24 protein-coding genes and 1 pseudogene are annotated in these 19218 nt (G+C 68.2%); 10 read left to right on the top strand and 15 right to left on the bottom strand.

Going from position 1 to position 19218, the window contains the following annotated elements; translation table 11 throughout:
- Position 1: 1 nt before the first annotated feature.
- The 8 genes and pseudogenes from NO931_RS00350 to NO931_RS00315 all read right to left on the bottom strand — a co-directional run bounded on the left by NO931_RS00350 (position 2) and on the right by NO931_RS00315 (position 5895).
- On the bottom strand, positions 2-565 hold the full coding sequence (locus NO931_RS00350; protein ID WP_256390631.1) for an MnhB domain-containing protein: 564 nt from the start codon (positions 563-565) through the stop codon (positions 2-4).
- Positions 558-1100, bottom strand: a complete 543-nt coding sequence (locus NO931_RS00345; RefSeq protein ID WP_375142023.1) for a DUF4040 domain-containing protein — start codon at positions 1098-1100, stop codon at positions 558-560. Before NO931_RS00345 ends, NO931_RS00350 begins: the two co-directional genes overlap by 8 nt.
- A 146-nt stretch (positions 1101-1246) precedes the next feature.
- Positions 1247-1567 (bottom strand): annotated as a pseudogene (gene mnhG / locus NO931_RS00340) (monovalent cation/H(+) antiporter subunit G); the annotation flags it as partial.
- Positions 1564-1854: a cation:proton antiporter gene (locus tag NO931_RS00335; protein ID WP_256390629.1), complete on the bottom strand. Its 291-nt coding sequence runs from the start codon at positions 1852-1854 to the stop codon at positions 1564-1566. The pseudogene mnhG and the gene NO931_RS00335, both read right to left, overlap by 4 nt.
- The gene (locus tag NO931_RS00330) at positions 1851-2942 is read right to left on the bottom strand and encodes a monovalent cation/H+ antiporter subunit E (protein ID WP_256390628.1); all 1092 of its coding nucleotides are present in this window, start codon (positions 2940-2942) and stop codon (positions 1851-1853) included. The genes NO931_RS00335 and NO931_RS00330 overlap by 4 nt, the downstream gene beginning before the upstream one ends.
- Positions 2943-3175: 233 nt before the next feature.
- Positions 3176-4417, bottom strand: a complete 1242-nt coding sequence (gene coaBC, locus NO931_RS00325) for a bifunctional phosphopantothenoylcysteine decarboxylase/phosphopantothenate--cysteine ligase CoaBC (protein ID WP_256390627.1) — start codon at positions 4415-4417, stop codon at positions 3176-3178.
- A gap of 91 nt (positions 4418-4508) precedes the next feature.
- Positions 4509-5075, bottom strand: coding sequence for a HalX domain-containing protein (locus tag NO931_RS00320; protein WP_256390626.1), 567 nt, complete (start codon positions 5073-5075; stop codon positions 4509-4511).
- A gap of 61 nt (positions 5076-5136) precedes the next feature.
- Positions 5137-5895 carry an NAD(P)/FAD-dependent oxidoreductase gene (locus tag NO931_RS00315; RefSeq protein ID WP_256390625.1) on the bottom strand — a complete coding sequence of 253 codons (759 nt, stop codon included), beginning with the start codon at positions 5893-5895 and terminating at the stop codon, positions 5137-5139.
- Between the two features lie 214 nt (positions 5896-6109).
- On the opposite strand from NO931_RS00315, the gene NO931_RS00310 reads away from it, so the two are divergent.
- The 4 genes from NO931_RS00310 to NO931_RS00295 all read left to right on the top strand — a co-directional run bounded on the left by NO931_RS00310 (position 6110) and on the right by NO931_RS00295 (position 9870).
- On the top strand, positions 6110-6640 hold the full coding sequence (locus tag NO931_RS00310; RefSeq protein ID WP_256390624.1) for a type II toxin-antitoxin system RatA family toxin: 531 nt from the start codon (positions 6110-6112) through the stop codon (positions 6638-6640).
- Between the two features lie 121 nt (positions 6641-6761).
- Positions 6762-8099, top strand: coding sequence for a Trk system potassium transporter TrkA (gene trkA, locus NO931_RS00305; protein ID WP_256390623.1), 1338 nt, complete (start codon positions 6762-6764; stop codon positions 8097-8099).
- A complete protein-coding gene (locus NO931_RS00300) occupies positions 8096-9631 on the top strand; it encodes a TrkH family potassium uptake protein (RefSeq protein ID WP_256390622.1) in 1536 nt (511 codons plus the stop codon). Before trkA ends, NO931_RS00300 begins: the two co-directional genes overlap by 4 nt.
- A gap of 92 nt (positions 9632-9723) precedes the next feature.
- Positions 9724-9870: a hypothetical protein gene (locus NO931_RS00295; RefSeq protein WP_256390621.1), complete on the top strand. Its 147-nt coding sequence runs from the start codon at positions 9724-9726 to the stop codon at positions 9868-9870.
- 42 nt (positions 9871-9912) lie between these two features.
- Here the strand turns inward: NO931_RS00295 and NO931_RS00290 are convergent, their stop codons facing one another.
- Positions 9913-10743: a cytochrome c oxidase subunit 3 gene (locus NO931_RS00290; RefSeq protein WP_256390620.1), complete on the bottom strand. Its 831-nt coding sequence runs from the start codon at positions 10741-10743 to the stop codon at positions 9913-9915.
- Positions 10744-10851: 108 nt separating this feature from the next.
- On the opposite strand from NO931_RS00290, the gene NO931_RS00285 reads away from it, so the two are divergent.
- Positions 10852-11373 (top strand): DUF6789 family protein, encoded by a 522-nt coding sequence (locus tag NO931_RS00285; RefSeq protein WP_256390619.1) that lies wholly within the window; start codon positions 10852-10854, stop codon positions 11371-11373.
- A 3-nt stretch (positions 11374-11376) separates the two neighbouring features.
- On the opposite strand, the gene NO931_RS00280 is transcribed toward NO931_RS00285, so the two are convergent.
- Positions 11377-11502, bottom strand: coding sequence for a hypothetical protein (locus NO931_RS00280; protein WP_256390618.1), 126 nt, complete (start codon positions 11500-11502; stop codon positions 11377-11379).
- A 51-nt stretch (positions 11503-11553) separates the two neighbouring features.
- Positions 11554-11784, bottom strand: coding sequence for a DUF6684 family protein (locus NO931_RS00275; protein WP_256390617.1), 231 nt, complete (start codon positions 11782-11784; stop codon positions 11554-11556).
- A 95-nt stretch (positions 11785-11879) separates the two neighbouring features.
- On the opposite strand from NO931_RS00275, the gene coxB reads away from it, so the two are divergent.
- The 3 genes from coxB to NO931_RS00260 all read left to right on the top strand — a co-directional run bounded on the left by coxB (position 11880) and on the right by NO931_RS00260 (position 15201).
- Entirely contained in the window at positions 11880-12767 is an 888-nt protein-coding gene (gene coxB, locus NO931_RS00270) for a cytochrome c oxidase subunit II (protein WP_256390616.1), read from the top strand.
- The gene (locus tag NO931_RS00265; RefSeq protein WP_256390615.1) at positions 12764-13222 is read left to right on the top strand and encodes a DUF6789 family protein; all 459 of its coding nucleotides are present in this window, start codon (positions 12764-12766) and stop codon (positions 13220-13222) included. The genes coxB and NO931_RS00265 overlap by 4 nt, the downstream gene beginning before the upstream one ends.
- Before the next feature lie 101 nt (positions 13223-13323).
- The gene (locus tag NO931_RS00260) at positions 13324-15201 is read left to right on the top strand and encodes a cbb3-type cytochrome c oxidase subunit I (protein ID WP_256390614.1); all 1878 of its coding nucleotides are present in this window, start codon (positions 13324-13326) and stop codon (positions 15199-15201) included.
- A gap of 19 nt (positions 15202-15220) precedes the next feature.
- Here NO931_RS00260 and NO931_RS00255 read toward each other — a convergent pair whose 3' ends face one another.
- Positions 15221-15853 (bottom strand): plastocyanin/azurin family copper-binding protein, encoded by a 633-nt coding sequence (locus NO931_RS00255; RefSeq protein ID WP_256390613.1) that lies wholly within the window; start codon positions 15851-15853, stop codon positions 15221-15223.
- A gap of 221 nt (positions 15854-16074) precedes the next feature.
- Between NO931_RS00255 and NO931_RS00250 the strand changes: the two genes are divergently transcribed.
- Together NO931_RS00250 and NO931_RS00245 are read left to right on the top strand one after the other, a co-directional pair.
- On the top strand, positions 16075-16833 hold the full coding sequence (locus NO931_RS00250; RefSeq protein ID WP_256390612.1) for an NAD(+)/NADH kinase: 759 nt from the start codon (positions 16075-16077) through the stop codon (positions 16831-16833).
- Positions 16834-16927: 94 nt separating this feature from the next.
- A complete protein-coding gene (locus NO931_RS00245) occupies positions 16928-17368 on the top strand; it encodes a DUF7313 family protein (RefSeq protein ID WP_256390611.1) in 441 nt (146 codons plus the stop codon).
- A 501-nt stretch (positions 17369-17869) separates the two neighbouring features.
- Here NO931_RS00245 and NO931_RS00240 read toward each other — a convergent pair.
- Genes NO931_RS00240 through NO931_RS00230 form a run of 3 tightly spaced genes read right to left on the bottom strand, consistent with a single transcriptional unit; the run spans position 17870 to position 19218 of the window.
- Complete coding sequence (locus tag NO931_RS00240) at positions 17870-18127, bottom strand: DUF7314 family protein (RefSeq protein WP_256390610.1); 258 nt, start codon at positions 18125-18127, stop codon at positions 17870-17872.
- The gene (locus NO931_RS00235; RefSeq protein WP_256390609.1) at positions 18120-18434 is read right to left on the bottom strand and encodes a DUF7315 family membrane protein; all 315 of its coding nucleotides are present in this window, start codon (positions 18432-18434) and stop codon (positions 18120-18122) included. Before NO931_RS00235 ends, NO931_RS00240 begins: the two co-directional genes overlap by 8 nt.
- A 7-nt stretch (positions 18435-18441) precedes the next feature.
- Positions 18442-19218 carry a cytochrome b family protein gene (locus tag NO931_RS00230; protein WP_256390608.1) on the bottom strand — a complete coding sequence of 259 codons (777 nt, stop codon included), beginning with the start codon at positions 19216-19218 and terminating at the stop codon, positions 18442-18444.

The following is a 19218-nucleotide window of genomic DNA, read 5'->3' as shown; positions in this document are numbered from 1 at the left end:
GTCATCGACTATCACCTCGCTCGGGTCGCTCCGCGCTCCCATCGCTTCGCGATCGTTCCGAAGATCGCTCACCCCCATCCCCTGCAAGCCGTCCCCCGCCGCTGAATCCGGCGGCGATGACGAAGAACAGGCCCACGACGACGCCGGCGACGATCGGCATGATGCCGATGATCTCGACGCCCTCGAGGGCGTACTTCTTGCCGTGGTAGATCTCCAGGGCCGACTCGTACAGTCCGTGTTCGAGGAATCGGCCGTCGATCGCGACCGGAATCAGCCCGATCAGCGCGAACGCGAGCACGCCGCCGCTGGCGAGGCCGACGACGACGCGGTTCGACAGCCACTCGCGGGTCGGCTCGATGCCGAAGGCAAAGGCGATCATCAGGATCGTCGCGCCGATGATGGCGCCGCCTTGGAAGCCGCCACCGGGCGAGCCGCCGCCGTGGAACGTCAGGTACAGCCCGTAGGTGAACGTGAACGGGACGATCACGCGCACGGTCGTCATGATCACCTGACTCTCGACGTAGGGCTGGTTCTCGCCGACCGGCTCGTACTCGTCGTTACTCACCGGTGAACACCTCCGTTCGCAGCACCAGCAGCGCGGCGATGCCGGCCGCGAACACCACGACCGCCTCGCCGAACGTGTCGAATCCGCGGTAGCCGGCGAGCACGGCCGTCACGGCGTTCTCGACGCCGGTGTCCTCGTAGGCCGCCTCGATGTAGTACTGGGTCACCTCGGGGTTCGACCAGATCGGCGCCGACTCGCTGCCGACCTCGGGGAACGCGGGCACGGTCGCCAGCACGACGAGCGTGAACGCGCCCACGACGAGCAGGCCCGTCGGATGGGGGCGCTCGAACGTGACGTCGGTCGGCGGGTGGACGGTCTTCGCGATCGTCAACAGCAGCAACAGCGTCGTCACGCCGGCGCCGATCGCCGCCTCGGTCATGGCGACGTCGGGCGCGAGCAGGACGGCGTAGAAGATCGCCATCCCGAGGCTGTAGGCCGCGAACACGATGATCGCGGCGAGCACGTCCCGGAAGATCGCGGTCAGCACCGCCGTGGCGAGCACGAACGCGAACAGCACGATACCGATCGTGGGGATCACGCCGACTCACCTCCGTCAGAGCGGTGCGCTGACGAGGATCGCGATCCCTCGGATCGCTCACCCACCTCTTCGTCGACGCCGTCGCGGGCGGGCTCCGACGCGTCGGCGTCGCCGCTGCGATCCGGCGCGAGATCCCGCGCGGTGCGGTCGTCGTCGGTCGTCCACGGCTCGATGCCGTCCTCGTCGGCCGCCCGGGCGATGGCGTGGGCGGCGGTCGGGTTCGTCAGGAAGATGAACAGCAAGAGTAGCACCGTCTTCGCGGTGGTCGCCTGGACGCCAAGCGAGAGCGCGACGGCCGCCAGCGCGAAGCCGGCGCCGAGTGTGTCGGCCTGCGAGGCGGTGTGGGCTCGCGAGTAGATGTCCGGCAGCCGGATGACGCCGACGGCCGAGACGAGCGTGAACAGCAGGGATCCCGCCAGCAGGACGCCGATGGCGACCAGCCGGGCGGTCTCGACGGCGCTCATATGATCCCACCCCGCTCGACGGTGAACTTCGAGATCGCCACGGACATCAGGAAGTTCAGCAGCGCGTAGATCAGCGCGATGTCCAGGAACGACGACTCCCCGAGACCGACCGCCAGCAGCGCGAGGATCACGACGGTGTTCGTGCCGAGCACGTTCACCGCCAGCACGCGGTCCTGCATCGTCGGGCCGTCGACGGCCCGGTACAGCATCGCGACGGCCAGCACGACGAACAGCGCGGCCGTCCCGAGGAACAGGTCGGTCGCGAGGTCACCGGTGGCGACGCTCACGCCGACTCACCCCCGGCGTCGTCGTCGGCGTCGGCCTCTTTCTCGGTCTCCGAATCGTCCGATTGCTGGAGCACTTCGGCGTCGCCGCGCTCGCGCGGGCTGTCGATCCGCATCGCCCGGCGCCCGTAGAACACGAATCGGACCCACCGCTCCAGACTGCCGTCGAACAGCCCCTCGCGCGAGACGGGAAGCAGCGAGTGGACGTACAGGTCCTGCCCGCGCTCGCGGACGGTGAGCGTCCCGGGCGTGAGCGTGATGCTGTTGGCCAGCGTCGTCACCGGCAGCGCGCCCCAGACCGCCGCGTGGATCCGCGTCATCCGCGGGTCGATCTCCGCGCGGGGGTTCAGGATGACGGTCGCGACCTGCAGGTTCGCGATCACGATCTCCCAGAGCAACACCGGCGCGAACACGCACCAGCGGGCTATTCGGGCCAGCGAGGCGCCGACTTGCGGCGGGCGGGCGAACGTCACCTGCGAGAGCACGATTGCCGCGATCAGCGCGGTCGCGACGCCGGTGACGAGGTCGAAGATGCCGGCGAAGCCGCCGACAACCTGGTAGAAGACGAACGAGATCAGGAACGTCCCGAGGAACCGGCTGGCGCTGGCGGGCGCGACGACGCGCGCCGAGCGCCGCGGGTGCTCGACGGGTGCCTCCTCGGTGTCGAAGCGGTCGTCCCGGCTCAGCTCGGACTTGAGCGGTTCGAGCAGCGGCTGGCCGGCGCCGGGATCGTACTCCGGGTCGAGCACGATCCGGTCGACGCCGGTCGAGACCGCGCGGGCGCCGACCACGCGCGCCACGTCGGAGGGGCTAAAGAGGTACTCGTCGGCCCCGAGCACCGTCGTCTCGACGGTTAGCTCGTCGATATGCTCGCCAGCGTCTTCCTCGGTCCACACCTCGATCCGGTCGAGGAGGTCGCGACCGGATTCCTCCAGCTCCGAACCGGGGAGCTGCGTGCTATCGGCCGAGATCACGTAGGCGAACGTGATGTGGGCGTCCCCGTCGGACGCGTCGAGCGCGGACTCGACGGCGTACTCGACGGTCCGACGGAGCGTCGCCGACTCCTCGACGGGCACCAGCGTGTGGGTCACGCGGGATCGCCCTCCGTCGGGGGATCGGGCGGGCGTCGATCGCGCCCCGAAAGCCCGGAGAGCGATCCCGACGCTGGCCGTATCGCGGCGCCGCGTCCGGATCTAGTTGCATCACTCATGGCTCTGTCTGTTGTCCGAACCAAGCGGTACCCCGAGGAAAACAATTTCGTTCTCGGCCCGTCGCTGCCGGTCGATCACGGCAAAATTGGCAGTGGAGCTGCCCGAACGAACGGTCAGTCGACGACGCCGACGAGCCGGTCCGCGACCGCGCCGCCGAGCGCTCGCTTCGACCCCTCGAACGCCTCGGCGTCGTCGGCGTCGACGAACAGGGTCCGCGTCTCGTCGGCGCCCATCACGCTCGCGTCGTTCGCGACCACGAACGCGAGGTCGACCCGGTCGAGCGTCTCGCGGGCGGCCTCGGCCATCTCGGCGTCGGCGTCCGAACGATCGCCCTCTCGATCGCCCGCCGCACCCGCAGTTTCGGTCTTGAAGCCGACGATCGGCAGGTCGGGGCGGGCCTCGCGCACCGCGTCGATCACCTTCGGCGTCGGGTCGAGGTTGAGCGTCAGCTTCTGGCCCGACCTGATCTTCCGGTCGCGTCGCTCGACCGTGTAGTCGCCGATCGCCGCCGTCGAGATCAGCGCGTCGGCGTCGGCCGCGGCGTCGAGCGCGGCGTCCCGGAGCTCGGCGGCGCTCTCGACGCGGCGGTAGTCGGCGTAGCCGAGCGATCCGTCCGGGCCGAGCGCCGGCTCGTCCGGATCGTTCGACGGGGCGTGCGGGCCGACGACGCCGTGAATCAGCGTCACGTCGGCGCCCCGGACGTAGCAGGCCTTCGCGACCGCCCGACCGGTTTTGCCCGACGAGCGGTTCGTCAGGACGCGCACGGGGTCGATCGCCTCCGCGGTGGCGCCGGCGGTGACGACGACGTGCTCGCCGTCGAGCGGTCGGTCGACGGCCGCGCGGGCGGTCGCGAGACAGATGCTCTCCTCGGCTGCGATCTTGGCCTTCCCTTCCTCGATTCGCGGGTCGACGAACTCGACGCCCCACGATTCGACGCGCTCGATCGCCTCCAGCACGCCGGGGTGGTCGTACATCGGTTCGTGCATCGCGGGGGCGATCACGACCGGCACGTCGGCACCCAGCGCCGTGGTCGCGCAGGTCGTTACGGGCGTGTCGTCGACCGCGCCGGCGATCTTGCCGACCGTGTTGGCCGTCGCCGGCGCGATCAGGAACACGTCGGCCCAGCCCTCGCGGCCGCAGAGCTCGACGTGCTCGACGGCGCCGGTGAGTTCGGTGACGACCTCGCGGTCGGTGGCGAACTCGACGGCCCACGGGTGGACGATCCCCTGCGCGCCCCCGGTCATCACCGCCCGCACGGCGGCGCCGCGGCGGCGGAGCTCGTGGGCCAGTTCGACGGTCTTGACCGCCGCGATGGAGCCACAGACCCCGAGCGCGACGTTGACTCCCTCCAGCATCGGACGACCATTCTCGCGGGGCCGACAAAACGTTGTCGCGGCGGCCGGCGGCGACGCTACGTGGTCGATCGGCCGGGAGTCGAAACCGGGCTCAGAATCGATCCGACAGCACGAGATCGAACGCTTCCTCGTCGTCGAGTTGCCGGAGGGACTCGTCGAGCTCCTCGCGCAGGTGCTCGAATCGCGCCGTCAGATCGGCGAACTTCTCGCTGCGCTGGAGCACGGAGCGGGACTTCTCGGCCTCCAGCGCGGCCCGCTTCGAGGCGACCGCGAAAAACTCCTGCAGCTTGAGATCGTAGGTTGCCCGCCGAAGCAGGTGGTCGACCGTCGAGAGCAGCTGCTCGCCGGTGACCGGCTTGAACAGGTAGTCGTCGAACGCCATCTCGATGATGTCGAAGTCCGGCTCGACCGCGGTGACCATCGCCACCTGGCAGGTCAGCCCGCGGTCGCGGATTCGCTCCAGAACCTCGTCGCCGGTGAGGTCCGGCATCCGCCGGTCGAGCAGCACGACCTCGACGTCGTCGTCGAGGCTCTCTAACGCCTCCTCACCGCTGTAGGCCACACGAACCGTGTGGTGCTGGCGGAGCTGCTCGGCGTAGACGCGAGCGACGCGAGGATCGTCGTCCACGACGAGAACGATGCCGCGCTGTTCGTCCATCTGGTATCAACTGGTTGTCCAAGGAGGTAATACTTTTGGGGGCCGCGTGTTAGCAGTCGTACTATTCGTCGGCGTCGACGCTGGGGTGCATCGTCGGCGTCTCGTCGAGCGGTTCCGCGCTCCGCTCGGCCAGCCGGTCGCGCGCGTCGGCCTCGCGCGCCCGACGCTCGGCATCGTCGATCTCCTCGCAGCCCGGCGGCACCTCGCGACCTCGTCCGGTGAAGTACCCCTCGGGCGCGACCCAGTCGTGATAGAAGTTGGCGTCGGACTCCTCGATCGCGGTCAGCGCGACGGCCGAGCCGTGCCCGGCCGCGACGATCGCCTGATGCGGACGCCCGGCGATCCGCCCGGCGGCGTACAGCCCCGGTACGCGCGTCCGACCGTGCTCGTCGACGCCGACGTACGTCTTCGACCCGCGGTCGATCAGTTCGACGTCGAGGGGATCGAGATAGGAGACGTCGGACCACGACGCGGCAATCACGCGGACCGCGGCGCGTTCGTCGCCGTCCGCGAGTTCGATCCCGAAGTCGTCCTCGCGCGGGCGGACGTCGACGACCCGCCCCGAACGGAACTCGCAGCCGGCCGCCTCGGCCTGCTCGCGAAGCATATCGAGATACAGTCGGGCGTCAGTCCCCGCCGGAATGCCGGGGTAGTTCTCCAGGCTGGCGTTGCGTTCGAGGATCGATCCGTCCGCGGCGTCGGCTCCCGTCCGGCCGGCCGACGGGTCGACGATCAGGGTGTCGAGCCCCGCCCGCGCGGTGAAGACACCCGCCGAGAGTCCGGCGACGCCGCCGCCGACGATGAGCACGTCTCGGGTCATCGCTTCGAGGTCCGCACCGCGGGAGTATGAACGCGCCGGACGCGTCGCGGCGACCGGCGCCGAAGCGGAAGCCGCGGCGTCCGGACGCCGATGCGAAAACCGCCAACCCCGAGACGCCGTCGCGCGTTCGGCCCGACGCCGCGACACGTCGCAAAACGGTCGCGAAGACGCCGAGGCGCGTAACACTTACTGTCGCGCCCGCAAACGTCGAACCGTGGACAGAGTCGAGGTGAGTACGGACGTCTACCTCCCGCCCGAGGAGATCTACGCGTTCCTCGAGGACTTCCCTCGCTACGCCGACTATTCGGAGTACCTGGAGGAGGTCCGCAAAGACGGAACGGGCGAGGAGGGAACCCGATACGATCTGGAACTTTCGTGGTGGAAGCTCAGCTACACGGCTCGCTCGGCGGTGACCGACACCGACCCGCCCGAGCGGATCGACTGGCGACTCGTGAAGGACATCCGCGCGCGAGGCCACTGGCGCGTCGACCATCAGCCGGAGGCCGCGCCGCCCGACCGCGAGACGGCCAGCCGGGTCCGGCTTGTCATCGAGTTCGACGCCGACAGCGCGAACTCGAGCGCGCTCGACCTGCCCGCGCTGGTCTCGATCGGCTGGGTGATCGACAAGCTCCGTCCGAAAGTGCTCGACGAGGCCGAAAAGATCGTCGAGCGCATCGTCGCCGATCTGGAGGGCCAACGACGGGAGGTCGACCTTCGGATCCACGAGGCGCCGTCGTCGGTCTGAGCCCCGCACCGTCGTCCCCGGAACGGGCGCCACGATCGGGAGAGACGGACGGCTGCAGCGACCGAAGGACAATACACTTATTGTACCCGGAAGAATGGCCGGTAATCATGGTGGTCCCCGCGTGCGCGTGATCGTCATCGGCGCCGGCGAGGTCGGGCGCAGCATCGCCGCCAACCTCGCGGACTCCAACGAGGTGGTGGTGGTCGAGCGCGACCCCGAGATCGTCGAGGAGCTCACCTACTCGCTCGACGTGCTCTCGATCGCCGGCGACGGGACCTCGCTGGACGTCCTCGAAGACGCCGACGTCGAGGACGCCGACATCGTCATCGCGAGTACGGACAACGACGAGACGAACCTCGTCGCCTGCGGGACGGCCAAGACCGTCTCCGACGCGTTCACGATCGCGCGCGTCAAGAAGACGAATCTGCTCGACACGTGGCGCCGCGCCAAGGGCGCCTTCGGCGTCGACTTCATGGTCGGGAGCGACCTGCTGACCGCCCACGCGATCGTCCAGATCGCCGGGCTGCCCGGCGCCCACGACGCCGACGTGTTCGCCGGCGGCGCGGTGCGGATGGCCGAGTTCGAGATCGACGCCGAGAGCCCGATCGCCGGCGAGACGATACAGGAAGCCGACCGGTTCGAATCGCTGACGTTCGCGGCGATCTTCCGCGAGGGCGAAGTGACGATCCCCCGCGGGGACACCCAGATTCGCGCGGCCGATCGGCTCGTCGTGATCGGGAGTCCCGAGAGCGTCCAGGACTTCGCGACGCAGTTGTACCCCGCCGAGGCCCGGAACGGCGCCGAGGAGATCGTGATCGTCGGCGGGAGCGACATCGGCTTCCAGGCCGCCCGCATCTTCGAGGAGCACGGACTGAGCCCTCGCCTCATCGAGCAGGACCCCGACCGCGCCCGCGAACTCGCCGAGGAACTCCCCAAGACGACCGTCATGCAAAGCGACGCGACCGACACCGAGTTCCTCTCGCGCGAGCACGTCGGCGATTCGGACCTGCTGATCTCGACGCTCGAAAACGACCAGAAGAACCTGCTCGTGTCGCTGCTGGCCGAGCGCCAGGGCGTCGATCGCACCGTCACCGTCGTCGAGTCGCCGGATTACATCGACCTGTTCGAGGCCGTCGGCGTCGACATCGCGATCAACCCGCGCGAGGAGACCGCCGAGGAGATCACGCGGTTCACCCGCGAGGGCGAGGCCGAGAACGTCGCCATGCTCGAAAGCGACCTCGCGGAGGTCGTCGAGTTCGAGGTCGACCGCGACAGCCTGCTCGTCGGGCAGACGATCCAAGATGCCATGGCCGATCTACCGGAGTGCGTCGTCGTCGGCGCGATCACGCGCGACGGCACGCACATCACGCCGCGCGGCGACACCCGCGTCGAGGCGGGCGACCACGTCGTCGTGTTTCTGGCCACCGAAGTTCTCGACGACGTCCTCGAGAAGCTATGAGGCTCCGCGTCGACTGGCGGGCCAGCGTGAGCCTCAGCGGCACCGTTCTGAAGTACCTCTCAGTGGCCTTCGTCGTCCCGATCGTCGTCTCCTTGCTGTACGAGCAGGAGGACCTGCTGGTGTTCGTCGCGACGATGGCCGGCACGGTACTGGCGGGGACGCTGCTCGAACGCGTCGGGTCGGCCGAGGATCTGGGCGACAGGGAGGCGTTCCTGATGGTCGGGCTGACGTGGCTGCTCGTCGCGCTCGTCGGCGCCGTTCCCTACGTGCTCGCCGGCACCGGGACGATCGCTCAGCCGGTCAACGCCCTGTTCGAGAGCATGAGCGGCTTCACGACCACCGGATCGACCGTCATGCGGGACATTTCGGTCGGAACACACTCCCGGGAGATCATGATGTGGCGCCAGCTCACCCAGTGGCTCGGCGGGATGGGGATCGTCGTCCTCGCGGTGGCGATCCTCTCCGAACTGTCGGTCGGCGGCGCACAGCTGATGGAAGCCGAGGCGCCCGGCCCCGGCGTCGAGAAACTCACGCCCCGGATCGCCGAGACGGCCCGCGCGCTCTGGCTGGCTTACGTCGGCTTCTCGATCGCCGAGGCCCTCCTGTTGTTTCTGCTGGGCGTCACCGAGATCGCGCCGAACATGACCGCCTACGGTGCGATCGCACACACGTTCACCACGATGCCGACCGGCGGGTTCTCCCCGCAGGCGCGCAGCATCGAAGCGTTCTCGTGGGCCGTCCAGTGGGCGATCATCCCGTTCATGGTCGTCGCCGGGACGAACTTCGTGCTGTTCTGGCAGGTGATCAGCGGCGACTGGCGCGAGGCGGTCGCCGACAGCGAGTTCCGCTTCTACGCGGGCGTCCTGGCGTCGCTGACCGCGATCGTCAGCGCCCTGCTGTTCGTCGACGGCGGGCTGGTCGACGCCGAGAACGTCGGCCGGGTCGCGGGCGCGATCGAGCCATCGGTGCGCCACGCCGCGTTCCAGGTCGTCTCGATCGTCACGACGACGGGCTACGCCAGCATGAACTTCGACGTCTGGAGCCCGCCGGCCCAGTACGCGCTCGTGTTCGCGATGTTTTTGGGCGGCTCGGCGGGGTCGACCGGCGGCGCCATCAAGATGATCCGCTGGCTGGTGATCCTCAAGTCGATCCGCCGCGAGCTGTTCACCACCGTTCATCCCGAAGCGGTGCGCCCGGTCCGGCTCGGCGGCACCGCGCTCGACGAGACGGCGGTGCGAGGCATCTACACGTTCACGCTGCTGTACTTCGTTCTGTTTCTCGTCGGCGCCATGCTGCTCGCGCTCGACGCCGCGCGGGTCGACGGGTTCGAGATCGAGGTGATCGGCCTGATAACCGCCTGCGCGGCGACCCTGGGCAACATCGGGCCGGGACTCGGAACGGTCGGCCCGATGGGGAACTTCATCGACTTCCCGTGGACGTCGAAGCTACTGATGGCCGGCCTGATGTGGATCGGTCGTCTGGAGATCTTCCCCGTACTCGTGTTGCTGACGCGAGCGTACTGGCGGTCCTGACCCGGCGTTTGCAAGCCGCTGGCACCGTCGAACGGCCGATTGCGTCGTAAACACGAAAGCTTATGCCGGATGGCGCGACGAGCAAGCGCAGAATGGCGCTGCTAGATCGTATGCGATCGCTGCTCGATGGGGCCGAGGAGACTATCTACGAATGCCGTGTCTGCGGGACGAACACGCCGGCCGACGCCGAACGCTGTCTGGAGTGTGGCTCCTCCGAGATCGCCGCGTTCGACATCTGACCTGTTTGTCGCCGGGAGGACGTTTCGCTCGGAGGCCGCCGATCACGCGGCGGCGCCGACGTACAGCGTGACCACCAGAAACACCCACACCGCGTCGACGAAGTGCCAGTACATCGACGCCGTCGCGACCGCGGTGTGGCGCTCTTCGTCGAACTGCCCGCGCAGGGCGCGCGCGAGAACGATCCCCAGCACGATCACGCCGAGAACGACGTGGAGACCGTGCAGTCCAGTCAACCCGAAGAAGGCGCTGAAGAACACGGAGGTGACGGGAACGCCCTCGACGACGAGGAACTCGTAGTACTCCAGAACCTGCCCGCCGACGAAGGCGACGCCGAGCAGCACGGTCACGGAGAGCCACGCCAGAAAGCGCCGGCGATTCCCCTCGCGGATCGCGCTGTGGGCCGCGTGTAGCGTGACGCTGCTCGTCAACAGGATCGCGGTGTTGGCGATCACCAACGACGTTATCAGTGGCGGGAGTTCGCCCGGCGGCCACTGACCGCCCCGGACGAAGAAGTAGTAGGCGAAGCCCGCCGAGAACGTCATCACGTCCGTCAGGACGAACACGAACATCCCCCACTGGAGCGCGCGCCCGTGACCCGAGTGCGCGCGGCGCCAGTAGTTCCGGACGAACGCGTGGTACACCCAGCCGTACAGTCCACCGAGAAACGCCAGCAGGCCGCCGATCGCCAGCCCGAGCGCCACGGGCGGCGGGACGAGCGACGCCTCGGTGTTCCCGATGAGTGCCAGTGCGACGCCGCCGTAGATGCCGGCCGCGCCCGCGCCGGTCACGAGCGGCCACCAGCTCGCCTCGCCGAACCCCGGCGGCCAGTCCTCGACCGCCGGGCCCCCTCTGTGGTCGGTCTCGTCGGTCATGTATGTTCGTTCCACGGCCTCCGGAAAGTAGCTAGGACCCGCTCGAGCGCTCTACGACCGGTCGAGCGCACTGGGTGATTTTGTGCCGGGGCGCCGTACCATCCCACGATGAGCACCCCCGACGAACGGACGGATCTCACCGACCCGACGGTACCCGGCGACGTCGAAGATCTGGAGGCGAGCCTCGACATCACCCCGCGAGTGGTGCTGTCGGCGTTCGTCGGCGGACTGGTCGGGATGGTTCTGATGACGCCGGTGCTGATCGGACTGCCCGCGTTTCTCGGACTGTTCGAGGCGGCGCCGCTGATCAACATCACGGAACTCGGCCGCGTCGTCGGGATCGAACCGAGCCTGCCGTTGGGGCTCGCGGTGTTCCTGTCCGGCGGCGTGATCGCGCTCCCGCTGCTTTTCACGGTCGCCGGCGGCTTCCTCCCGCCCCAGCAACCGCGAGAGCTGCGCGGGGTGGTCTTCGCGACGATCATGTGGACCGGCTTCGTCATCGCCTACTGGCCGGGGGCCCAGTCGGCCGTTCTCTTCAGCGCGCTCTCGCTGCTCGGCCACTGGGTGTACGGCTACGCGCTCGGCACCGTGATGGAGCGGCTGGCGTACATCCCAGATCACACGGTCTGAGCGTCAGGGCGGGAGGCTGGCGCCCGCGAACACTACCAGATACGCGACGGCCGTCGCGAGCGTGACGGCCAGCACGACCAGCAGGTACGCGAACGAGCCCTCCGGCGTGTAGATCGACGGGAACTGCACGGTCCGACGTTCGACCCGCTCGGCCGTCAATCCGGGGGTTGTCGGCGGTCGCTACTGATCGCCCGCGGCGTCGAGTTCGATCGCGCGGGACGCGTGGTAGGTCGCGAACGCGAGCACGACGACCGGAAACAGCGTCAGCACGTGGGTCCCGATCGACGACACCGTCCCCCGTTGCCAGGGGTAGACGACGAGAAACAGCAGGTCCAGGAGCAGCAGGATGACGATCGGGATGAAGTTGATCGAGACGTCGAGCAGCGTCTCGCGGCGGACCCACTCTAGCATAGGCGCGGTGTCGACGCCCCGGGACATAGTTCCCGGGCCTCGGCGCGAGAGCGGCGGGGCGAACGCTTATTTTTCGATTCGATGTATTCAGCACGATGGTACGAGCGCGTCAGATCGCTTGGACTGCGGTCGCGGTGCTCGTCGTTTCGGTCCTCGCCGCGGCGCCGGCCGCCGCCGCGCCCGATTCGATCACCGAGGAGCTCGTGCGCGGACTGAACCGGCGGTTGCTGTACATCGCAGTCCCGATCGGGCTGCTCGTCGAGTTCATCCTGCTGTACACCGTCTGGCGGTTCCGGAACAACGACGATCCGAAGCCGACCCGGACGAACCGCGACCTCGAGATCACCTGGACGGTGGCGACCGCACTCGTGTTGCTGTTCGTCGGGGCGGCCTCCTACGCCGTGTTGACGAGCCCGTTCGTGGCGGCGGTGCCCGAACTCGGTGGACAGGGGCCCGGTGCGGGCGAGCCGGATCCGGCCGACGCGCCGCCCGACGCCGTCGTCGTGGAAGTGACCGCCGAGCAGTGGAGCTACAGTTTCGAGTACCTCGGCGCCGACGTCACCACGGGAGAGGAACTCGTTGTACCGACCGACCGGCCAGTGTACCTGTATATCACCTCCGAGGACGTGCTCCACTCGGTCCACATCCCGAAGCTCGGCCTCAAGCAGGACGCCTTCCCCGACCAGTACACGCTGATCCAGACGCGACTCGCCGAGACGGGCCAGTACCGCCTGTACTGCGCCGAGTTCTGCGGGGTGGGCCACGCCACGATGAACTCGACGGTCCGCGTCGTCGGCGAGGAGAACTATCGCGAGTGGCTCGACTCCCAGTCTGCGGGGACCGCGAACGCGAGCGATGGCAGTCAGGCGAACGCGAGCGATGGCGACCAGGGTAACGCGAGCATCGACGCCCGCGTCGAACCCGCCCACGGGGGACAAGCATCGATACCCGCGTCGAACGACCTCGCCCGCGGGGGAGCATGAACAGGCCCGCCAGCGCGATCGCCGGTGGCGTCGCCGGAACGACGCTGCTGTCGCTGTTGCTGTTGCTGCTGGAAGTCGAGACCCGATCGGCGATCCAGGTGTTCGACGTCATCGCACGGTTCGTCGGAACCCCCGGAAACACGACCGTCGGGTTCGCGCTGTTCGTGATCGCCGGCGTCGTCGCCTGGCCGCTGCTGTTCGTCGCGCTCGAACCGCGCCTCCCGCGCGGCCCCGATCCGGCGGCGCGCGGCGTCGTGCTGGGAACGATCCTCTGGGTCGCGTTCGTCGTCACCGGCCGAGGAGACATCGGCGGGCCGCTGCTGGTCATCTTCTCGGCGTTCTCGCTGTTCGCCCACTGGGCTTACGGCTTCACGCTCGGGGCGGTCTACGGGCGCCTGCTGGATCGATCGGACGAGAGGCCACTGACCGCCGACGGAGCGGCCGGGAAATCATGAGCGGCCGAAGAGCCCTCGACATTTCGATAAAACGCTTTACCCGGAGTCTCTCGAACGTACGATCGAGAGGGCCGGTCTCGGCCTCACGGGGGATTCAATAGATGTTCGATACCGTCTCCGGACTCGCAGTCGTGACGCTCGCGCTCTCGCTCGTCGCCGGCTACCGGTACGTCGGCGACGACGGCGAGACGGACCGCCCACCGGATCGGCGTGCTGACGGGGGGTACGGCTCGCCGGTGGTCGGCATCACCGACCACGGTAAGCCGACGGGGCTCATCAGGTGGTTCACGACCGTCGACCACAAGGACATCGGGATACTGTACATCCTGTTCGGCACGGCAGCGGGCCTGTGGGGCGCGACCGACGGGATGATGATCCGGACCGAGCTGTTGACCGCCGACTCGACGATCTGGGGCCTGGAGACGTACAACGCCATCTTCACGACCCACGCGTTCACGATGCTGTTTTTCTTCGTGACGCCGGTGTTTTTCGGCATCGCCAACTACTTTCTCCCGCTGTTGCTCGGGGCCGACGACCTCGCGTTCCCCCGGATCAACGCCATCGCGTTCTGGCTGCTCCCGCCGGCGCTCCTGATGGTCCGGGGCGGCCTGCTGACCGACCTCCTGGGGAAGGCCATCGCCCCGCTCGGGATCGATCCGTCCCCGCTGCTGGCGCTGCAGCCGGTCGCCACGGGCTGGACGCTGTACACGCCGCTTTCGATCCAGATGGAGAACCCCCAGATCACCGTCGCGCTGCTGGGCCTCCACCTCAGCGGCGTCGCCTCGACGATGGGGGCGATCAACTTCATCGTGACCGTGTTCACCGAGCGCGGCGAGGACGTCGGCTGGCACCGCCTCGACATCTTCTCGTGGAACATCCTCGTCACAAGCGGGATCATCGTGTTCGCGTTCCCGCTGCTGGGCAGCGCGATGGTGATGCTGATCGCCGACCGTAGCTTCGGAACGACGTTCTTTACGACCGACGGCGGCGGGGCGTTGCTGTGGCAGCACCTGTTCTGGTTCTTCGGCCACCCCGAAGTGTACATCCTCGTGCTCCCCGCCTTCGGCATCACCAGCCTCGTGTTGCCGAAGTTCTGCGGGCGGCGCCTCTTTGGCTTCCAGTTCATCGTCTACTCGACGATCGCCATCGGCGTGCTCTCCTTTGGCGTCTGGGCCCACCACATGTTCGCGACCGGGATGTCACCGGGGCTGCGAGCCAGTTTCATGGCCGTCTCGCTGGCGATCGCGATCCCCAGCGCCGTCAAGGAGTTCAACTGGATCGCGACGCTGTGGAACGGAGACATACGTCTGACGGCCCCGATGCTGTGCCTGCTCGGTAGTTTGAGCACGTTCGTCATCGGGGGGATCACCGGCGTCTTCCTCGCGGCGATCCCGGTGAACCTCGTCTTGCACGACACCTACCACGTCGTTGGCCATTTCCACATGATCATCGTCGGCATCATTCCGCTGGCGATGATTGCGGCGGGCTACTACTGGTTCCCCATCCTCACCGGCCGGATGTACAACCGCCGGCTCGCACGGTTTCAGGTGCTCCTGATCATCGTCGGGACGTTCGTCACGTTCATGCCGATGCTGCTGCTGGGCTACGAGGGGCTACCGCGGCGCTACGGCACCTACCCGGCACAGTTCACCCCGCTCCAGCAAACCGCCTCGATCGGCGCGTACATGCTCGGCGTCGGCGTCGTCCTGTGGGTCGTCAACATGGTTCAATCGGCGCGGGTCGGACCGGTCGTTAGGGACGCTGACGTCTGGAACCTCAAGGAGACGGGACAGTTCACCCGCGAGTGGCAGTGGTTCGAGGAGCGACTCGAAGAAGCCGAGCGGGAAGAGGAAGCCGAGGTGCGAAACGACGGTGATCCCGGTCCGAATTCCCGCGATGGCCCTCAGGAGGGGGACGGCCATGAAGGGGGAAGCAGTACGAGTGGAGACGCCGGGCGCGAGGAAAACGACCGGTCGTAGCGACCCGATCGATCGGGGGCTACTGCTCGTCGTCGTAGCCGCCGTACTTGATGAAGAAGTACGCCAGCGCGAGCGTCGAGACCATCGCACCCATCGTGCCGACCGCGAGGCTCAGGGCGTTGCTGGGGACGACCGGTCCGGTCGGACCGCCGCCGGTCTCGGGACCGCCCTCCTGCACGACGACCGAGCCTTCCATGCCCGAACCGACGTGGGGTTCACAGACGTACTCGAAGGTGCCGGTCGTCTCGAACGTGTGGCTGTACTCGGTGCCCGCGTTCGCGATCTCGGGGTGGCCCTCCCACTCGGCGCCCTCGGGAACGCTTCCGGGCGCGATGTTGTGGTTGTCCGAGTCCCAGGTCCAGTGGACCGTGTCGCCCGGCGCGATCACGCGCTCGGCGGGGTCGAACACGAGGTCGCCGCCGGGGCCGACCACGACTTCCCACGTCTGGCCGCCGCCACCGGCGCCGCCACCGGACTGGTTGCCACCGCCCGACTGGTTCCCGCCACCGGACTGGTTCCCGCCGCCGGACTCGTTGCCCCCTTCCTGTGCGCTCGCCGCGGCGCTCGCGGCGCCGGCGGCCGCGGCCGTTCCCGTCGCCGCCCGCATGAACGAGCGACGGGAGACGTCGTCGCTACCGTCGTGTGCTGCCATACCCGGGGCTTGGCGCTCGCGGGTACTGAATACTTTGGTTCGCGTCGGCAAGGGACCGCCCGCCGCCGGCCGGACGACTGGAAGTCGTAGGGGCGCTCTCACCGGTACGTGACGAGAGCGGGTCCTCTCAGCCGTCGCGTTCGACGACGAAGCGCGTGAACGCGACTCCCGGCGGGCGCGAACCACGCAGTCTTTTGTATCGCGACCACTACCCAGCGGCCATGGAGTCGATCGGGATTCTCGTCGAACCTGGCGACGCGGCCCAGCGGGCCCCCTCGACGTCTGCGCTCGTCGAACGCGTCGAGTCGTCCGGCGCCGAGGCCGTCGTCGGGGACGCCGGGGATCTGCTCGATCGGTCGCTCGACGCCGTCGTCGCTCGGGGCGAACGCGACGTGGTGGAACTCGCCCGCCGCGACGCAGACGTGCCGGTCCTCCCCGTAGACGCGGGATCCGGTGTACGGTCGGTCCCTGCAGGCGCGCTCGACGCCGCGCTGACCGCGGCGACCGACGGCGAGTACGAGCGCCGCGAACGGACGCTGCTGGCGCTTTCCGTCGGCGGCGAGCGCGTCGGTCGGGCCGCGTTCGACGTCATGCTGGTCACCGAGGAGCCGGCGAAGATTTCCGAGTACGCGGTCCGCGCGGGCGGCGACCGAGTGTCGCGCTTCCGAGCCGACGGGGTCGTGCTGGCGACGCCCGCCGGCTCGGCGGGGTACGCCGCCGCCGCGGACGGGCCGGTGCTCGCACCGGGCACCGGTGTCGCGGTCGTCCCGGTCGCGCCGTTCGCGACGACCCACGACCACTGGGTGCTCGATCCCGAGCAGGGTATCGAGTTCACCGTCGAACGCGACGAGGGGCCGGTCGAACTGCTCGTCGACGACCGCCGGAGTCGGACGATCCCGCCGCGAACGCCGGTGTCGGTCGCGGTCGACGGCTCGCTGTCCGTGCTGGTCGGCCCCCACAGCGTCTCCCACTGGCCCTGACCGCTCGCGCCGCGAGCGGGGTGGACGGCCCCCGCGGCGGTCGAACGGGGACCAATTGGAAAAACACTAATGTCCTAACCACAGACTGTCGAGTATGAACCCGGATACGATGTTCGGCCCGCTGGACGTGCTGTTGCCCCACGTCGAGTACGTGTTCCTCGTGCTGGTGCTCGTCAACGCGGTGACGCGCTTCCTCGCGCAGCGTCACTACGTCTCCCAGTACCGGGACGGCGGCGCCGACGCGATCGACCGCTACGCGGTCCACGACCTCTCGAACGTGCTGCTCGTGCTCGGCGCGTTCTACTTCACGACGATCACGCTCCACGCCGGGACGATCCTCAGCGTCCTCGCGCTGGGTCTGTTCGTCACCGACTTCTTCGAGTTCGAGGCTCGGAAAGTCGAGGCCCGCAAGGAAGAGGAGCTCGGACGGCCGAAGGGAGCGCTGGCGGCCTGGACGCTCGTGCTCGCGTACGCGCTGTTCCAGAGTCTCTTCTTGATCCTCGAACAGTCCGCGCTCTGGGGCAACATCGTCTAACGGCGCGCCCTTTCTCGGGCCGACCCGATCTCTTCTGCCGATCACGGCACAGTTCTCGATCCGACCAGCGGCGCGGAAGTGACACGGGCGCAGTTCGTCGCGACCGACATTCGGTCCAGATAACAGAGTGCTTCTCAGCGTCCGTGCGTGACGCCGACGAGCGGGCGATCGAACCAGCGCGGGACGTCGTGTCCGCCTCAGTACGTGCGCGCGACACGGACCGCGAGCCAGCCGGTAGTATCGTCAGATAGCTGCGCGCCGTCATCGATCGGCCCCGACGCCCGCGCTCGCCGGGCGAAGCCGCCCAACCGATCGGAGTCGGCTTCCGGACGACGCCGAACCTCGGCGTCGAAGCGTCCCCGAGCGGGGCAAGCGCAATCGAACGTCGACGGCACCGACCGTGTTCACTCGTTCGATAGCGTCACCACTCGCCGGACTGACGGACGAGAACGAAGACGGAGAAACGACGACCGAAAGCTGGCGTCGGAGAGCGCGACGTTTTTACTCGGCGTACGCGGACCGGGCCTGCTGGTAGGCGGGGATCAGGAACCAGAACACGATCGGTCCCAGAAGCATCATCGCGACCATGGCGTCCATGAGGACGATCCCGATCGCGTCGTACGTGCCCGGGTTCTCCGGCACCGGTGCCGTCAGCTGCGGGCCGTCGAACTCCGGCGTCCGGTACCAGGTCGCTAGAACCATCCACAACAGCCCGGCAGCGCTGAAGATCGTGAACCCCTTGATGAACTCGTCAGCCATTACCCGATAGTTGGTCGGCGTCGTCTTTATCGTTTTCCATTTCCTCGGCCCTGAAGCGGGTCGAGAACACGTAGACGACGGCGCCGGTCAACACCAGTCCGACGCCGGCCAGCGCGCCGACGGGGTCGACCTCGTCGACCTCGGCGGTCCCGCGATCGGTCGCGGCGTCGACGACCGCGAGACCGGCGACTACCAGCAGGATCGCGATCAGCATCGAGAACACCATGACGACCTTGTAGACCGCCATCGGGACGGGGACCTCGCGACGGAACGAGCCGGCGGCGGAGTCGTCGTCGGAGCCAGCCATCGCGTGGCTATCGCGGCGGCCGCAGCCGGTAGTAGCGACGGTTGAGGTTGTACATGTACCCTTCCTGCATCGCCTTCAGGACGCCGTAGGTCACGATGCCGAGCACCGCCGGCAGGATGAACGCCAGATCGAAGAACATCCCGGTCGTCACCAGCGGCATCTGGCTGGCGAAGAGGTTGTACTGAGCGAGGAGCGTCAGCGTGAACGAGAGCAGGACGCCGGTGACGCCCAGCGCGGCCCAGAACGGCTCCTCGACGGGACGACGCGCGCTCCCCTTGTTGAGGAACGGCACCAGCGCGATCAGCCCGAGGATCGGGCCGTGGATGGCCACGCCGAACACGCTGTCGGACATGAGCTTCTGTCCGCCGAGGATCGCCAGTTCGGGGTTCAGCGGGTTGGTCTTGAGCAGTCCGAACGACCAGTAGAGATACCAGTCGGGCTGGATGACCGAAGGCGTCGAGCTGGGGTCCGCGGCGCCGCCCAGGTGGGGCGGGAGCGTCGCCGCGAGGAAGATGATGATCCCGACGAAGAAGCTGACGATCGCGAGGTTACGGATCGTCTCGTGAGGCCAGGCCGGGAAGCCGAGCACGTCACGCTCGACGTAGTCGGACTCCTGTCGGAGATCCTGATCCTCGCGTCGGGCTCGCTCGAAGTACTCGTAGGTCAGCCGGGAGAGCCCCTGCGTGCGCTCCTTGCGCTCGCGCCACGTGGGCGTCTCGTCGTCCGGCGGGACGATGCCAGTGCCGCTGCCGTCAGTTCTGGGTTCGGATTCGTCGTCGGTCAT

This window comes from Natronoarchaeum rubrum, assembly GCF_024494695.1.
The sequence above is the reverse complement of the archived record's forward strand: the minus strand, read 5'-3'. Positions and strand labels throughout refer to the sequence as shown.

What these genes read in the sequence shown, in the direction of transcription:
- NO931_RS00285 (WP_256390619.1), top strand. Translation starts at nt 10,852, where the DNA reads ATGAGCACCCCCGACGAACGGACGGATCTCACCGACCCGACGGTACCC.
- NO931_RS00240 (WP_256390610.1), bottom strand. Translation starts at nt 18,127, where the DNA reads ATGGCTGACGAGTTCATCAAGGGGTTCACGATCTTCAGCGCTGCCGGG.
- NO931_RS00255 (WP_256390613.1), bottom strand. Translation starts at nt 15,853, where the DNA reads ATGGCAGCACACGACGGTAGCGACGACGTCTCCCGTCGCTCGTTCATG.
- NO931_RS00230 (WP_256390608.1), bottom strand. Translation starts at nt 19,218, where the DNA reads ATGACCGACGACGAATCCGAACCCAGAACTGACGGCAGCGGCACTGGC.
- coxB (WP_256390616.1), top strand. Translation starts at nt 11,880, where the DNA reads ATGGTACGAGCGCGTCAGATCGCTTGGACTGCGGTCGCGGTGCTCGTC.
- NO931_RS00250 (WP_256390612.1), top strand. Translation starts at nt 16,075, where the DNA reads ATGGAGTCGATCGGGATTCTCGTCGAACCTGGCGACGCGGCCCAGCGG.
- NO931_RS00315 (WP_256390625.1), bottom strand. Translation starts at nt 5,895, where the DNA reads ATGACCCGAGACGTGCTCATCGTCGGCGGCGGCGTCGCCGGACTCTCG.
- NO931_RS00245 (WP_256390611.1), top strand. Translation starts at nt 16,928, where the DNA reads ATGAACCCGGATACGATGTTCGGCCCGCTGGACGTGCTGTTGCCCCAC.
- NO931_RS00300 (WP_256390622.1), top strand. Translation starts at nt 8,096, where the DNA reads ATGAGGCTCCGCGTCGACTGGCGGGCCAGCGTGAGCCTCAGCGGCACC.
- NO931_RS00295 (WP_256390621.1), top strand. Translation starts at nt 9,724, where the DNA reads ATGGCGCTGCTAGATCGTATGCGATCGCTGCTCGATGGGGCCGAGGAG.
- NO931_RS00260 (WP_256390614.1), top strand. Translation starts at nt 13,324, where the DNA reads ATGTTCGATACCGTCTCCGGACTCGCAGTCGTGACGCTCGCGCTCTCG.
- NO931_RS00275 (WP_256390617.1), bottom strand. Translation starts at nt 11,784, where the DNA reads ATGCTAGAGTGGGTCCGCCGCGAGACGCTGCTCGACGTCTCGATCAAC.
- NO931_RS00235 (WP_256390609.1), bottom strand. Translation starts at nt 18,434, where the DNA reads ATGGCTGGCTCCGACGACGACTCCGCCGCCGGCTCGTTCCGTCGCGAG.
- NO931_RS00265 (WP_256390615.1), top strand. Translation starts at nt 12,764, where the DNA reads ATGAACAGGCCCGCCAGCGCGATCGCCGGTGGCGTCGCCGGAACGACG.
- coaBC (WP_256390627.1), bottom strand. Translation starts at nt 4,417, where the DNA reads ATGCTGGAGGGAGTCAACGTCGCGCTCGGGGTCTGTGGCTCCATCGCG.
- NO931_RS00290 (WP_256390620.1), bottom strand. Translation starts at nt 10,743, where the DNA reads ATGACCGACGAGACCGACCACAGAGGGGGCCCGGCGGTCGAGGACTGG.
- NO931_RS00320 (WP_256390626.1), bottom strand. Translation starts at nt 5,075, where the DNA reads ATGGACGAACAGCGCGGCATCGTTCTCGTCGTGGACGACGATCCTCGC.